Below are 13,960 nucleotides of genomic sequence, written 5' to 3'. Positions count from 1 at the left end.
GTCGGTGTGTGGTTGTACCGTTACAACTGTTGTAGCCGTACAACCAGTTCAGGAGCCTCTTTGACCGACACCACGCTCGCGCCACGCCGCCGGATGCTGGTGCTGGCGATCTGCTGCATGTCGCTGCTGATCGTCAGCCTGGACACGACGGCTCTCAACGTGGCGCTGCCCGACATCCGTGCCGACTTCGATGCCTCGGTGTCGGGCCTGCAGTGGGTGGTCGACGCCTACGCCCTGGTGCTGGCGGCCCTGTTGATGCTCTCCGGCTCCACGGCCGACCGGCTGGGCCGCAGAAGGGTCTTCCGCTGGGGGCTGACGCTGTTCGTCGCGGGGTCGCTGCTGTGCAGCCTTGCGCCGGGCCTCGGCTGGCTGGTGGCGGCCCGCGCCCTGCAGGCGGTGGGCGGCTCGATGCTCAACCCCGTCGCGATGTCGATCATCACCAACACCTTCACCGAGCCCCGCGAGCGGGCCCGCGCGATAGGGGTGTGGGGCGGCGTCGTCGGCATAAGCATGGCGGCAGGACCGCTGCTGGGCGGGCTGCTGGTCGATGCGAGCGGCTGGCAGGCCATCTTCTGGGTGAACGTGCCCGTCGGTCTGGCCGCGCTGCTGCTGACCACGCTGTTCGTCCCCGAGTCCCGTGCGCCCAGGGCCCGTCGGGTGGACCCGGTGGGCCAGTTGCTGATGGCCGGGCTGCTCGGCTCCCTCACCTACGGCATCATCGAGAGCCCGCACAGCGGGTTCACCTCGCCGCTGGTGCTCGGCTGCCTGACCGCCGCGCTCGCCTGCCTGGTGGCCCTGCCCGTGTACGAGTCACGCCGTGCCGAACCCCTCATCGACCCGCGCTTCTTCCGAAGCGTCCCGTTCTCGGGTGCGACCCTCACGGCGGTGTGCGCCTTCGCCGCACTGGGCGGCTTCCTCTTCGTGACCTCCCTCTACCTCCAGGAAGTGCGCGGCATGAGCGCGCTGCGGACGGGGCTGTGCATGCTGCCGATGGCCGCGATGACGCTGGTCTGCGCGCCGCTGTCCGGCCGCCTGGTGGGCACCCGGGGGCCGCGGCTGCCGCTGCTGGTCGCGGGTGCGGGGACGGCGGCGGCGGGCGTGCTGCTGGCCCGTACCACGTCGGCCGATGTCTCGCTGTGGGTGCTCTTCGCCGGGTACGTACTCTTCGGCGTCGGCTTCGGTCTGGTCAACGCGCCCATCACCAACACCGCCGTCTCCGGCATGCCGCGCGCCCAGGCAGGCGTCGCCGCAGCCGTGGCCTCCACCAGCAGGCAGGTGGGCTCGTCCCTGGGCGTGGCCGTCATCGGCGCCGTGATGGCGGCGGGCGGCGTCGGCACGGGCGGAGCCGGGGGCGTCCACGACGCCGCCGGGTTCCAGGACGCGGAGCGTACGGCCTGGTGGATCATCTCCGCATGCGGCCTTGCCGTTCTCCTCCTCGGCGTCCTCACCACCGGCCGCTGGGCCCGGGCGACGGCACAGCGCGCGGCTCATCTGCTGGACGAGAGCGGCGAACTGACGCGCCACCAGGCCGCGGAGCGCAGCAACAGCGGGACGGCGGCGGGATGAGCACGGGGGAGGGGGCCGACAACGAGGCGGCCGTCCGCGTCTGGCGCGATATGCGGACCCTCGTCCTGGAGGCCGCGGACGTCCGCGCCCGGGTGACCGAGGCGCTCGGTATGAGCTTCTTCCGCGCCAAGGCGCTGCGCCACGTCGCCGAGAAGGGCCCGCTGACGCTCAGCGCGCTGGCCGCGGGGCTGTTCGCCGACGCTCCGCACACCACGCTCACCGTCGAGTATCTGGTCCAGCGCGGCCTGGTGACCCGCGAGCCGAACCCGGCCGACCGCCGCTCCAAACTGGTCGAGGTCACCGAGGAAGGGGTGCGCGCCGCAGCCGAGATGGCGCGGATCAGCGACACCCCACCACCGGCACTGCGCGGCCTCCCGCCCCAGGACCTTTCGGTGCTCGAACGGATACTGGACGAGGCGCTGCGCGACCGGCCGACGGACTGACCGGGGCCGCATATGCCGTACATATGGAGACCCGCGAAAACAGGGGGCCCGGCCGGACTGTCCGTTGTCCGGCCGGGCCCTCAGCACGCGGAGTTGCCGCACCGCACGGGGGCGGCACCCCGTGTCACTCCTCGATCATCAGCCCCTTGCGGAGCTTGCCCAGGGTGCGGGAGAGGAGGCGGGAGACATGCATCTGGGAGATGCCGAGCTCCTCACCGATCTCCGACTGGGTCATGTTCGCCACGAAGCGCAGCGAGAGGATTCTGCGGTCCCGCGCGGGGAGTTCGGCGATCAGCGGCTTGAGCGACTCGACGTACTCGATGCCCTCGAGGCCGTGGTCCTCGTAGCCGATGCGGTCGGCCAGCGCGCCCTCGGTGTCGTCCTCCTCGGGCTGCGCGTCCAGCGAGCTGGCGGTGTAGGCGTTGCTCGCTGCCATGCCTTCGATGACCTCCTCTGCGGAGATCTTGAGCCGCTCGGCCAGCTCTTCGGCCGTCGGCGCCCGGTCCAGCTTCTGGGCGAGTTCGTCGCCCGCCTTGGCCAGGTCGAGCCGCAGCTCCTGGAGGCGCCGGGGTACCCGCACCGACCAGGACGTGTCGCGGAAGAAACGCTTGATCTCGCCGACGATGGTCGGCATCGCGAAGGTGGGGAACTCCACGCCGCGGTTCAGCTCGAAGCGGTCGATCGCCTTGATGAGGCCGATGGTGCCGACCTGGACGATGTCCTCCATGGGCTCGCTGCGCGAGCGGAACCGGGAGGCCGCGAACTTCACCAGCGCGAGGTTGAGTTCGACCAGGGTGTTGCGTACGTACGCGTACTCGTGGGTGCCCTCTTCGAGGTTCTCCAGCCGCTCGAACAGCGTCTTGGACAGGGCCCGCGCATCCAGCGGCCCGACCTCTTCGTAGGGTGGGATCTCAGGAAGCTGAAGCTGGTCGAAGAGGTCGGCTTCCACCGCTTCCGCGATCTGGTCGGCGCTCGCCTGCTCGGTGAGCGCTTCGGTCCGATCGGTGAGCGCTTCGGGGGTCAGGGACTGGGAATCCGGCAGCCGGTCCGTGCTGTGCTGCTCCGGAACGGCGGGAACGGTCGCGACCTGCGTGTCCGCGGGGTCGGATATCCCGTTGTCGAGCCGGGGTGACATGGCTGTCCTCCATGGTTTTCTCGGCATATGGCTGCCGAAGCCGTGACGTGCACTACGGGGTGCGGCGCCTCCAGAGCCGACGTGGTTCGGTATCCCTACTAGACCTACCTGCTCCTGCACAGCAAGGGCAAGCTCCATTTGTCCATATGTGACCCATCTGTCCAATGTTCGGCTACCGGTGAGGGCCGTGAAGGCGTAGGGTTCGAACCGCTCGACGGGGGAAGCAGTGAAGGCCCTCACGCGAAACAGAAGGGGTGTGCATGGACCGCGGGATGCCCGGCAGCACGAGCCAGGGCCGGCTGACGGTCGAGGTACGGCACGAGGGAATCAGTGCCGTGGTGACCCCCGAGGGTGAGCTCGATCACCACACCGCGGAGCTGTTGCGCGAGCCGCTGGAGCGCAGTGTCGAGGAGGGCTACAGCCGCCTCGTCGTGGACTGCTCGCGGCTCGAGTTCTGCGACTCGACGGGGTTGAACGTGCTGCTCGGCGCCCGCCTGAAGGCGGAGGAGGCCGGCGGCGGCGTCCATCTGGCGGGGATGCTCCCCGTGGTCGCGCGCGTCTTCGAGATCACCGGCGCCAGCGCGGTCTTCACCGTGCACGACGATCTCGACTCGGCGCTCGGCACGGCCCCGGGCGCGGAAGAGCGACCAGAGGCGTAACCAGGGCGTTACGCGCATCACACAGGTCCGGCTGAATCCGTAAGTGTTCTCACGGTGGGTCCGGGCAGGAGTCCTTCGAATCTGTCAGGCATTCGTGTACAGCGCGTCAAGGTCTCGTCGAACGCGGGGCCGCGCGGGACGGCGAAACGTAACCGGTGATCGGTGAGGTGAACCACTGATGAGCACCACCCGGCCGCAACCGGCGGGCGACCGCGGTCCGGAGCCCGAGGGCACTCCGGCGACCGCGGGCCCGGGGTGTGCTGCGGCCGGGGGCGCCTCCACTCCCGAACCCGAGCCCGAAGGGGGGAGCGGCGCCATGGGGACCGCTGCGGAGAGTGCGGCCTCGGCCGCCGTGGGGGCCGCACGCCAGCCGGGCCGGCCGATGCGGCAGGTCCGCAGGCTGCGGCTGGTCGGTGCCAGCGGTGCCGTGCCGCGTGCCAGGGACTTCACCCGCCGGGCCCTCCAGGACTGGGGCTGGCTGCCCGCCGCCACCGCCGATCAGCGCGCTGCGGCGGAGGATGTGCTGCTCGTCGTCTCGGAGCTGGTCACCAACGCGTGCCTGCACGCCAACGGCCCCGAGGAGCTGCGGGTCGGCGCCACCTCGAAGGTGCTGCGCCTGGAGATCGTCGACCTGGGCAGCGGCTCCCCCTCCCCGCGCACCCCGCACCGCGCAGGGCGGCCCGGCGGGCACGGGATGTTCATCGTCCAGCGGCTGTGCCTGGACTGGGGTGTCGTACGCAACCCGGAGGGTCCCGGGAAGACGGTGTGGGCCGAACTTGCGGCTCCGCACTGACCCTGCTCGGCGGTCTTGCTGAGCGGCGGCTCTCACTGGGCAGGGGTTGCCCCTTTTTGCCCGTCGCAGGCTGCGGGAAGTTCGTGGCCGGTGGGGGCACCCCCTGCTCGAAGAGCTTGGGGGAGCAGTTCCCCGCGCCCCTGCGGGGCGCAGCCACTTCACCGCGCAGATGCTCTTCCCTCTCCAAGGGGCTGGGGCTACTGTCGGCGCAAATCTGATGTGTCGTCAGTAACTTGCGAGTCCGGATGAAGGGGGAACCCCCGTGTCCCACAGCAAGAAACGCCACAGCAAGAAACGTCGCACGGCCGCCGCCACAGCGGCGGCAACAGCCCTCGCCGGCTCGGCAGTTCTGCTGTCGGCCCCCGCGGCGAGCGCCACGACGGTCGACGTCGACTACCAGTGCAAGACCCCCATCGGGGACAAGAGCGCGGTCTCGCCCATCGACATCAAGTCCACCAAGGACGGCAGCGGTTACAAGCTCACCATGTCGTTCGAGAAGGGCGTCTCCTCCAGCCCCGTGGAGCTCGGCAAGGGTGCGATGAAGCCCAGCGCCAAGATCAAGCTGGGCGGCGCCGAGACCGGCGATGTGTCCGTGAGCGGGCCGGGCAACGACAAGGCCATCCCGGCCAACACCCCGATCAAGATCCCGGACCTGACCGGGACCTACACACCGAAGAAGAGCGGCAAGGTCACCTTCACCGCCAGCACCCTCACCATCAAGGCGCTGGGCACGACCACCACCTGCAACCCGAAGAACAACCCCAAGCCCTCCCTCACCCTCGATGTGACGGCGGCGGGCGGCAGCGGCGGTTCGGGCGGCGACACCGGCGGCACCGGCGGTGCTGCGAGCGGCGGCGGTGACGCGTCCGGCGGCGCGGCGGCGTCCGGCGGCAGCCAGGCAGCGCCCAGCGGCGGTGGGCTGCCCAAGACCGGCCCGGCCGATTCCGCGGTCGCCCTCGGCACCCTCGGCGGCACCGTGCTGCTGGCCGGAGTCGGCGGAGCACTGTGGGTGACGCGGCGCAGGGCCGCGGTACGGCACTAGCCCGTGGTGGGCCGCACCCCGCCCCACCGTGGTGCCGTCGGCGCACCGGCCCCCCGCACCCGGGAACGTTCACCGGGCCGCACCCGGGGGGTGCTGGTCTGTGCACTCGCGGTGCTCTGCCTGCTGGGAGCGGGCAATCCCGCGCTCGCCGCGTCGGCCGGAAAGCCCCCGTGGTCGGCGGCTCCCTCTCCGCCCGCGGGCCGCGCGACGCCCGACGCACGCTCCTACTTCCATCTGGAAGGCCCGCCCGGCACCGTGCTCCGGGACTCCCTCGCGCTCACCAACGAGAGCGACGCGCCCCGCAGGTTCCGGCTGCGCGGGGCCGACGCGTACAACGCCCGCAGCGGTGGGCTCGCCGTACGGGAGGAGGGCCGCAGCCGCGGCTCCGGTACGTGGATCGCCCTCGCCGAGGACACCGTCGAGGTGCCCCCGCACACCCGTGCCGAGGTGCCGCTGAGCGTGACGGTCCCCGACGGTGCCGTCCCCGGCGACCACCCCGCCGCGGTCGTCGTCAGCGACGGCAGACGGACGCTGGGGGTACGGATGTATCTGCGGGTCAGCGGTCCGGCCCTGGCGGCGCTGAGCGTGGAGAACGTCCACGTCGAGGAGGCGGACGACGGCGCAGCGGTGATCGGCTACACGCTGGTCAACCGGGGCAATACGGCGCTGCGGCCCCGGCTCGCCGTGCGCGCGGACGGACTGTTCGGCCAGCTGGTACGGCAGCCGGCGCGCGAGCTGCCCGTCGAACTGCTCCCCGGCCAGCGCGTCACCCGCCAGGAACGCTGGCCGCACCCGCCCGCGGCGGACATGGCCGACGTCCGCCTCACGGTGACGGCCGCAGACGGAGCCCGCGATTCCGCCGCTGCCTCGTACACAGCCGTGCCGTGGGGCCGGGCCGTCGGCCTGCTGCTCGTCCTCGCGGGCGGGGGCGTTGCCTGGTACGCCCGTCGCAGACGCGTCCGGCGGCGAGGGGGCGGAGCCCCCGCACTCTCCACCCCGCCGACGCGGCGAGCAAGCACAACGGCGCGGGTCCGGCGGTCTGTACGACGGCCTCGATCCCGACGTCCGGCGCCAACCACAGGAGCGGCGAAGTGAGGACCACCATCCGGCACACCGCAGTCCTGCTGGGCGCGTTGGCGGGCTGCGTCATCTCGCTCGCCGTTCCCAACGAAGCACCGGCGGATGCCGTTCACAACCGGCAGCCGAAGATCACCCTCTCCCGGAGCGAGGCGGGCGCGGGGGCGAACATCACGGTGCGGGGCACAGGGTGGCGCCCCGACACCCTGCTCACGCTGCTGCTGTGCGGTCAGAACGCGATCGGCGGCACCAACGCCTGCGCCAACGCCGAAGGCCGGGCCGTCACCACGGACGGGAACGGCCGCTTCCGCAAGCAGATCCCCGTCGCCGAGCCGCCGAAGCCGTGCCCGTGCGTCGTACGGGCCGCCACGGTGACCGGCGCCTACGCGGCCGCGAACGCGAAGCTCGAGGTCGCCGGGCACCCGGTGAAGCCGCTGCCGGAGAAGCGCACGGGCGGGCGGCTCACGGTGCTGGCGGCGCGGCTGGAGGGGGACAGCGGGCTGCTCAACTGGTTCGGCGCTCCCGAGCAGCGGAAGCTGGTGCTGACGGTCGGCAATCTGGGCGCCGACCGTGCCCGGGACCCGGTCTTCGAGGTCGGCACCTCGCATGGCGTCCTCGCCCCCGACTGGGAGCGCCAGCAGTGGCGGGGCACCATCGATCCGGGCAGGAAGGCGCGGGTCGAGCTGCCGGTCGAGCTGGCCTCGGGCGCGCACGGTGCGTACACGGTCGCGGCCAAGCTCGACCGGCGGGTGCTGACCGAGCAGCCCTGGGACGTGGGCCGCCCCTGGGGCGTGACCCTCTTCTGGGCACTGCTGTGCGTGGTCGTCCCGCTGCTGGTCTTCCGGCTCGGGATGCGGCTCGTCGAGAGGTGGTCCCGCTCGCCGCGCAGCCGGGAGGGCTCCCGGCCGGAGGAGACGGCTACTTCACTTCCGTCATCGTCGCGGTGATCTGCCGCCGGTACATGTAGACCGCGAAGCCCGCCAGCGCCGAGAGGGTGGCTTCCATGGCGACGACTCCGGTGGTGCTGAGGTCGACACCGCCGATGGACAGCAGCCCCGTGATGCTGTCACCCGCGGTCACGGCGAGGAACCAGACGCCCATCAGCTGGCTCGCGTACTTCGCCGGGGCCAGCTTGGTGGTCACCGACAGGCCGACCGGCGACAGGCACAGCTCGGCGACGGTGTGCAGCAGGAAGATCAGTACCAGCCACAGCGGGCTCACCTTCGTACCGTCGGAGGCCATCGCCATCGGGATGACGAAGAGGAAGAACGACAGACCCATCACGGCCAGCGAGAAGGCGAACTTCGCGGTGGTCGTCGGCTCCCTGCCGCGCCGGTTGAGGGCCAGCCACAGGGCCGCGAAGACCGGCGCGAGCAGGATGATGAAGAGCGGGTTGATCGACTGGAACCAGGTCGAGGGGAAGTCCCAGCCGAAGAGCTGCGTGGAGGTCTTCGCGTCGCCGAACGCCTGCACCGTCGAGGCGCCCTGGTCGTAGATCATCCAGAAGATCGCAGCGGCGGCGAAGAACCAGATGTACCCGGTCATCCGGCCCTGCTCGGCCCGGGTGAGCTCCGTGTCGCGCTTGATCCGCACCAGCATCCCGAGCGGAATGAGCAGCCCCAGTACGGTGAGCGGGACCATCGCCCAGTTCAGCGTGAAGGTGCCGGTGGCGACCACGACGCCGTAGAAGAGGATGGCGACGACCAGCCACAGCAGCGACTTGCGCAGCACGGCGGTCTTCTCCTGCGCCGTCAGCGGCGCGGGGATCCGGCTGCTCCTGGGGTCCAGGTGGCGCGAGCCGATCAGGAACTGCACCAGGCCGAGGCCCATACCGACGGCCGCCATGCCGAAGCCCAGGTGCCAGCTGACGGTCTGGCCGACGGTGCCGATGACGAACGGGGCGAGGAACGAACCCGTGTTGATGCCCATGTAGAAGACCGTGAAGCCGCCGTCCCTGCGCGGGTCGTCGGGGCCGTTGTACAGGTCGCCGACCATCTTGGAGATGTTGGCCTTCAGCAGCCCGGAGCCGGTGGCCACGCAGGCGAGCCCGATGAAGAACGACGCCTGCCCCGGCAGCGCCAGGGTGAGGTGGCCGATCATGATGATGCCCGCGCCGACGGTGACCGTCTTGCGGGGGCCCCAGAGCCGGTCGCCGAACCAGCCGCCCGGCATGGTCAGCAGATAGACCATGGCGTTGTAGACGGAGTAGATGGCCGTGGCCGTGGCCAGGGTCATGGCCAGGCCGCCACCCTGGTGGCCCGCGCCGCCCTGGCCCGCGTCGGGCCCGCCGGCCACGAGGTAGACGACGAGCAGTGCGCGGAGCCCGTAGAAGCTGAAGCGCTCCCACATCTCCGTCATGAAGAGCGTGGCCAGACCTCGTGGGTGGCCGAAGAAGGTCTTGCCGGTTGTGCCGGGGGCGGCCTTCGTCATGCTGGGCGCCATATCGGTGTTCCTTGCCATTGCACTGCCGGGGCCGCGCTGCTCAGCGGCGCTGTCCGCAGGCGGGACCCGTGCACGGAAAAGGACCCCCGGCCGGTGGTGCTGTGGCGCCAGGAGTCCTCGACGTTCACTACATAAGTGCATTCACCATAAGTCACCGTGCGCGGCTCCAGGGAAGAGCTTGCGAGATACATCACAGGTGGATCACGGAACCTGCCCGCTGTTTCGTCGGTGACGTGTCCATCTCACCTGGAGATCGTCGGTCTCGCCGGGGAGCGAACCGTGTGCCCACTTACGCTCGGCCACGCGGACTACCATCGGTGCATGACCCGTGTACTGCTCGCCGAGGATGACGCGTCGATCTCGGAGCCGCTGGCCCGCGCCCTGCGCCGGGAGGGATACGAGGTCGAGGTGCGCGAGGACGGCCCCACCGCGCTCGATGCCGGGCTGCGCGAGGGCATCGACCTGGTCGTGCTCGATCTGGGACTGCCCGGGATGGACGGTCTCGAGGTGTGCCGCAGGCTGCGCAACGAGGGCCACTCGTTCCCCGTCCTGGTCCTGACCGCGCGCGCCGACGAGGTGGACACCGTCGTCGGGCTCGACGCGGGGGCTGACGACTACGTCACCAAGCCCTTCCGGCTCGCCGAGCTCCTGGCGCGGGTCCGCGCCCTGCTGCGCCGCGGGACCCCCGCCGAGCCGGCCCAGCCCCCGGCCACCCACGGCGTACGGATCGACGTCGAGTCGCACCGCGCCTGGATGGGCGACGAGGAGCTGCAGCTGACCGCCAAGGAGTTCGACCTGCTGCGGGTGCTGGTGCGGGACGCGGGCCGGGTCGTCACCCGGGACCAGCTGATGCGCGAGGTGTGGGACACCACGTGGTGGTCCTCGACCAAGACGCTGGACATGCACATCTCCTGGCTCCGCAAGAAGCTCGGCGACGACGCGGCCAACCCCCGCTACATCGCCACCGTGCGCGGCGTGGGCTTCCGCTTCGAGAAGAGCTGATACGCACCCCGTGCGCCCTGCAAGACCGAGGAAAGAAGCACCGTGCGCCGTCGGCTGATCCTGTCCATCCTCGCCGTCGTCCTCGTCGTCGTCGCGGTCTTCGGCATCTCCCTCGTCATCGTCGAGTCCCGCACGATCGAGAACAGCACCAAGGAGAACGTCCGCTCCGAGGCGGTCCGCCTGGTCTCCACCGTCGAGAGCCGGCTGGTGGCCCGGGAGCGGGTGACGAAGGAGTCCATCGGCGTCACCACCTCCAAGGACCGCTACGTCCGCTACATCCGCGTCGAGTTGCCCGGCCGGCCGCCCATCGAGGTCGGTGACCGGCCCTCGGGCGCTGTGGTCGAGGCCAAGGAGACCGGCGCGCACGGCGAGCGCGTCACCGTGCAGGCGTCCCGCTCCGCGGTACGGGCCGAGGTCGGCCGCACCCTGCTGATCATCCTCGCGGTCGCCCTGCTCGCCGTGATCGCCGCCGCCGTGCTGGCCGTACGCCAGGCACACCGGGTCGCGGCGCCGCTCACCGACCTGGCCGAGACCGCCGAGCGGCTCGGCTCCGGCGACCCGCGGCCGCGGCACCGCCGCTACGGGGTGCCGGAGCTGGACCGGGTCGCCGATGTGCTCGACGCCAGCGCGGACCGGATCGGCCGGATGCTCACCGCCGAGCGGCGGCTGGCCGCCGACGCCTCGCACCAGCTGCGCACCCCGCTCACGGCGCTGTCCATGCGGCTGGAGGAGATCATCGCGATGGCCGACGGGGACGGAGCGGAGGACCGCGCCGTCGTCAAGGAGGAGGCGACCATCGCGCTCGCCCAGGTCGAGCGGCTCACGGACGTGGTGCAGCGGCTGCTGACCAACTCCCGCGACCCGCGTACCGGCTCGGCCGTCAGCTTCGACCTGGACGAGGTCGTCAAGCAGCAGATAGAGGAGTGGAAGCCGGCCTACCGCAGTGCGGGTCGCGCCATCGTGCGCTCCGGCAAGACGGGACTGCGCGCCGTGGGCACGCCCGGCGCGGTGGCCCAGGTGCTGGCGACGCTGATCGAGAACTCGCTGATGCACGGCGACGGCACGGTCGCGCTGCGTACCCGGGTCACCGGGAACCAGGTGGTGGTCGAGGTCACGGACGAGGGTCCCGGGGTGGACGAGGCGCTGGGCTCGCGGGTCTTCGAGCGGACCGTCAGCGGCCACAACTCCACAGGGCTCGGCCTCGCCGTCGCACGCGATCTCGCGGAGGCGGACGGCGGGCGGCTGGAGCTACTTCAGCAGCTGCCGCCGGTCTTCGCGCTGTTCCTCAGCCGTGAGGCCGCCGATCTCGACACGCCCGCCTCTGACTGAGGCCGCCGGTTCGACGGGATGCACAGGGTCGACCGGATCGGCAGGCTCGACGGGGAGGCGGACATCGGCGGGCGCGGCCTCCTTGGTGCCCACCTTGAACACCCAGGTCCGGTACGCCCAGAAGCGGAAGGCGGTGCCGATGGCGAGTCCGATGACGTTCTTGGCGATGTTGTCGGCGAGCGGCGAGGTGTAGCCGAAGCCGTAGTGCGACAGGGCGAGAATGCCGTTCTCCAGGACCAGCCCGACGCCGCTGAAGAGGAAGAAGAGGACCGTCTCGCGGTGGATCCGGTTCTTGTCGATGTGCCGGTAGGTCCAGTAGCGGTTGCCCAGGTAGTTGGTGCCGATCGCGACGACCTGCGAGATGACTCCGGAGCGGATGGGGGCGAGCTGGAACGTGTGGATGCACAGGTTGAAGATCGCGACGTTCACCAGGAAGCCCAGCGCACCGACGGCGCCGAACTTGGCCAGTTCGCGCACGAGTCGTTCCAGTCCCGGGCGCATCACGCGCCAGTTCCCCATAGCGATACTGAGCCCCGTTTCGGTCGGTCGTCGAAGGCTGACCCATGCTAACCAGCCCCGCATTCGCTCTGTAGGGCGATTGACGCAGCCGGAGCACGAACGGTTGCTCTTCAGCGGGTGACGGTGACGCGGAAGGTGACGTCCGTGACCCGGTGGTCCTCGTCCACCACCTGGCGCTCGGTCCCGCACTGGAAGCACTCGCGCAGCCGGAGCTCGGTGCTGCCGGGCTGCTCCGCCCGATAGGAGTACCAGCGCTCGCCGGTATCACCCGGGCGGTCCGGGTCGAGGTCCTGGTTCCTGGTGTCGATGAGCGTGACGGTCTCCGGGTCGGGCCGCTGCCCGCGGACGATCCAGCGGTAGCCCTCGCCGGGCCGGTAAGGGACCTTCAGTACGAACTGTTCGTGCGGGCGTACCCGGACCCGGGTCTCGTGGGGGCCGAACTCGCGCGGGCGGGGCACACCGGTGCCGCCGTCGTCGCTCCCGTTCCCGTTGCCGCCCCCGTTCCCGCCTGCGCCGTTTGCGTTTCCGTCCCCGCCGCCGCACGCCGAGACGGCCAGCAGCACTGCGACCGCCAGTGTGGCTGGTTTCATACGCCGCACATCGTCCCCCGAAGTCCGCAGATCCCGCTGCCGATCGACCGCCGCCGAGCATAGGAGAGGCCCGGCAAGCCCGCAGGGGCGGGCCTGGCGCCCCTGCGGGCCCCGTACCCTGGAGCCGTGACTTTCCCGGTAGTCGGCATGGTCGGCGGCGGCCAGCTCGCTCGTATGACCCACGAGGCTGGCATCCCGCTCGGCATCAGATTCAAGCTTCTGTCCGATACGGCGCAGGACTCGGCGGCACAAGTCGTCAACGACGTTGTCGTTGGTGACTACCGAGATCTGGACACGCTGCGGCGGTTTGCCGAGGGCTGCGATGTGATCACTTTCGATCACGAACATGTGCCCACCGAGCACCTCCGCGCGCTGGAGGCCGACGGCATCCCGGTCCGCCCGGGCCCCGATGCCCTCGTGCACGCGCAGGACAAGGGCGTGATGCGCGCCCGCCTCGCCGAGCTCGGGGTGCCCGCGCCGCGCAACCGCATCGTGAGCGGGCCCAAGGACGTGGCGGCGTTCGCGGCGGAGGGCGCCGGGAGCGGCGACGGGAGTGCCACCGGCAACAGCGACGGCAACGGCTTCCCCGTCGTCCTCAAGACCGTGCGCGGCGGCTACGACGGCAAGGGCGTATGGGTGGTACGCGGCGCCGACGACCCGACCGCGGCCGAGCCGTTCAAGGCGGGCGTCCCCGTGCTCGCCGAGGAGAAGGTCGACTTCGCGCGGGAGCTCGCCGCGAACGTCGTCCGCTCCCCGCACGGGCAGGCCGTCGCCTACCCGGTGGTGGAGTCCATCCAGGTCGACGGGGTCTGCGACACGGTGATCGCCCCCGCGCCCGAGCTGGCCGAGGACGCCGCGGTGCGCGCCCAGGAGATGGCGCTGCGCGTCGCGCACGAGCTGGGCGTCGTCGGGCATCTGGCCGTCGAGCTGTTCGAGACCAGGGACGGCAGGCTGCTCGTCAACGAGCTGGCCATGCGCCCGCACAACTCCGGTCACTGGACCCAGGACGGCGCCGTCACCTCGCAGTTCGCCAACCATGTGCGGGCAGTGCTGGACCTGCCGCTGGGCGACCCGCGCTGCCGTGAGCGCTGGACCGTGATGGCCAACGTGCTGGGCGGCGACTACCCCGACATGTACTCCGCGTATGTGCACTGCATGGCGCGCGACCCCCAGCTCAAGATCCACATGTACGGCAAGGACGTGAAACCGGGCCGCAAGGTGGGGCACGTCAACGTCTACGGTGACGACCTCGCCGATGTGCGGGAACGCGCCGCACACGCCGCGGGTTATCTGAGGGGCACCATCGTCGAGTGACCGCGGCACCGTCGTGGAGCCGGATTTCTCCCACCTAGCAGCCTAGGAG

General features: G+C 70.9%; 14 protein-coding genes. 10 read left to right on the top strand and 4 right to left on the bottom strand.

Annotated elements, in window-relative coordinates:
• Positions 1 to 93: 93 nt before the first annotated feature.
• Both ITI46_RS01770 and ITI46_RS01765 read left to right on the top strand, forming a co-directional pair.
• Positions 94 to 1,566, top strand: coding sequence for an MFS transporter (locus ITI46_RS01770; protein ID WP_209237509.1), 1,473 nt, complete (start codon positions 94 to 96; stop codon positions 1,564 to 1,566).
• Positions 1,563 to 2,009, top strand: coding sequence for a MarR family winged helix-turn-helix transcriptional regulator (locus tag ITI46_RS01765; RefSeq protein ID WP_209237453.1), 447 nt, complete (start codon positions 1,563 to 1,565; stop codon positions 2,007 to 2,009). Before ITI46_RS01770 ends, ITI46_RS01765 begins: the two co-directional genes overlap by 4 nt.
• A gap of 124 nt (positions 2,010 to 2,133) precedes the next feature.
• Here ITI46_RS01765 and ITI46_RS01760 read toward each other — a convergent pair whose 3' ends face one another.
• A complete protein-coding gene (locus ITI46_RS01760) occupies positions 2,134 to 3,144 on the bottom strand; it encodes an RNA polymerase sigma factor SigF (RefSeq protein WP_209237451.1) in 1,011 nt (336 codons plus the stop codon).
• Between the two features lie 260 nt (positions 3,145 to 3,404).
• On the opposite strand from ITI46_RS01760, the gene ITI46_RS01755 reads away from it, so the two are divergent.
• The 5 genes from ITI46_RS01755 to ITI46_RS01735 all read left to right on the top strand — a co-directional run bounded on the left by ITI46_RS01755 (position 3,405) and on the right by ITI46_RS01735 (position 7,662).
• Entirely contained in the window at positions 3,405 to 3,803 is a 399-nt protein-coding gene (locus ITI46_RS01755; RefSeq protein WP_209237449.1) for an STAS domain-containing protein, read from the top strand.
• Positions 3,804 to 3,981: 178 nt separating this feature from the next.
• Positions 3,982 to 4,596 (top strand): ATP-binding protein, encoded by a 615-nt coding sequence (locus tag ITI46_RS01750; RefSeq protein ID WP_209237447.1) that lies wholly within the window; start codon positions 3,982 to 3,984, stop codon positions 4,594 to 4,596.
• 262 nt (positions 4,597 to 4,858) lie between these two features.
• Complete coding sequence (locus ITI46_RS01745; protein WP_209237445.1) at positions 4,859 to 5,638, top strand: LPXTG cell wall anchor domain-containing protein; 780 nt, start codon at positions 4,859 to 4,861, stop codon at positions 5,636 to 5,638.
• Positions 5,639 to 5,728: 90 nt separating this feature from the next.
• On the top strand, positions 5,729 to 6,733 hold the full coding sequence (locus tag ITI46_RS01740; protein WP_209237443.1) for a COG1470 family protein: 1,005 nt from the start codon (positions 5,729 to 5,731) through the stop codon (positions 6,731 to 6,733).
• Positions 6,730 to 7,662, top strand: coding sequence for a neocarzinostatin apoprotein domain-containing protein (locus tag ITI46_RS01735; RefSeq protein WP_209237441.1), 933 nt, complete (start codon positions 6,730 to 6,732; stop codon positions 7,660 to 7,662). Before ITI46_RS01740 ends, ITI46_RS01735 begins: the two co-directional genes overlap by 4 nt.
• Here ITI46_RS01735 and ITI46_RS01730 read toward each other — a convergent pair.
• Positions 7,634 to 9,157: a peptide MFS transporter gene (locus tag ITI46_RS01730; protein WP_209237439.1), complete on the bottom strand. Its 1,524-nt coding sequence runs from the start codon at positions 9,155 to 9,157 to the stop codon at positions 7,634 to 7,636. The genes ITI46_RS01735 and ITI46_RS01730 overlap by 29 nt on opposite strands.
• A gap of 321 nt (positions 9,158 to 9,478) precedes the next feature.
• Here ITI46_RS01730 and ITI46_RS01725 point away from each other — a divergent pair, with 321 nt between their 5' ends.
• Both ITI46_RS01725 and ITI46_RS01720 read left to right on the top strand, forming a co-directional pair.
• Entirely contained in the window at positions 9,479 to 10,159 is a 681-nt protein-coding gene (locus tag ITI46_RS01725; protein WP_209237437.1) for a response regulator transcription factor, read from the top strand.
• Between the two features lie 42 nt (positions 10,160 to 10,201).
• Positions 10,202 to 11,488 carry a sensor histidine kinase gene (locus ITI46_RS01720; RefSeq protein ID WP_209237435.1) on the top strand — a complete coding sequence of 429 codons (1,287 nt, stop codon included), beginning with the start codon at positions 10,202 to 10,204 and terminating at the stop codon, positions 11,486 to 11,488.
• Here the strand turns inward: ITI46_RS01720 and ITI46_RS01715 are convergent.
• Positions 11,408 to 12,007 (bottom strand): GtrA family protein, encoded by a 600-nt coding sequence (locus ITI46_RS01715; RefSeq protein ID WP_247745308.1) that lies wholly within the window; start codon positions 12,005 to 12,007, stop codon positions 11,408 to 11,410. The two genes, ITI46_RS01720 and ITI46_RS01715, sit on opposite strands and share 81 nt — an antisense overlap.
• Before the next feature lie 110 nt (positions 12,008 to 12,117).
• Complete coding sequence (locus ITI46_RS01710; protein ID WP_209237433.1) at positions 12,118 to 12,597, bottom strand: protease inhibitor I42 family protein; 480 nt, start codon at positions 12,595 to 12,597, stop codon at positions 12,118 to 12,120.
• 126 nt (positions 12,598 to 12,723) lie between these two features.
• On the opposite strand from ITI46_RS01710, the gene ITI46_RS01705 reads away from it, so the two are divergent.
• Positions 12,724 to 13,911 (top strand): 5-(carboxyamino)imidazole ribonucleotide synthase, encoded by a 1,188-nt coding sequence (locus tag ITI46_RS01705; RefSeq protein ID WP_209237432.1) that lies wholly within the window; start codon positions 12,724 to 12,726, stop codon positions 13,909 to 13,911.
• The last annotated feature ends 49 nt before the right edge of the window (positions 13,912 to 13,960 follow it).

It is taken from the genome of Streptomyces oryzae, from assembly GCF_017676365.1.
Lineage (GTDB): Bacteria > Actinomycetota > Actinomycetes > Streptomycetales > Streptomycetaceae > Streptomyces > Streptomyces oryzae.
This window is presented reverse-complemented; position numbering and strand designations above follow the sequence as displayed.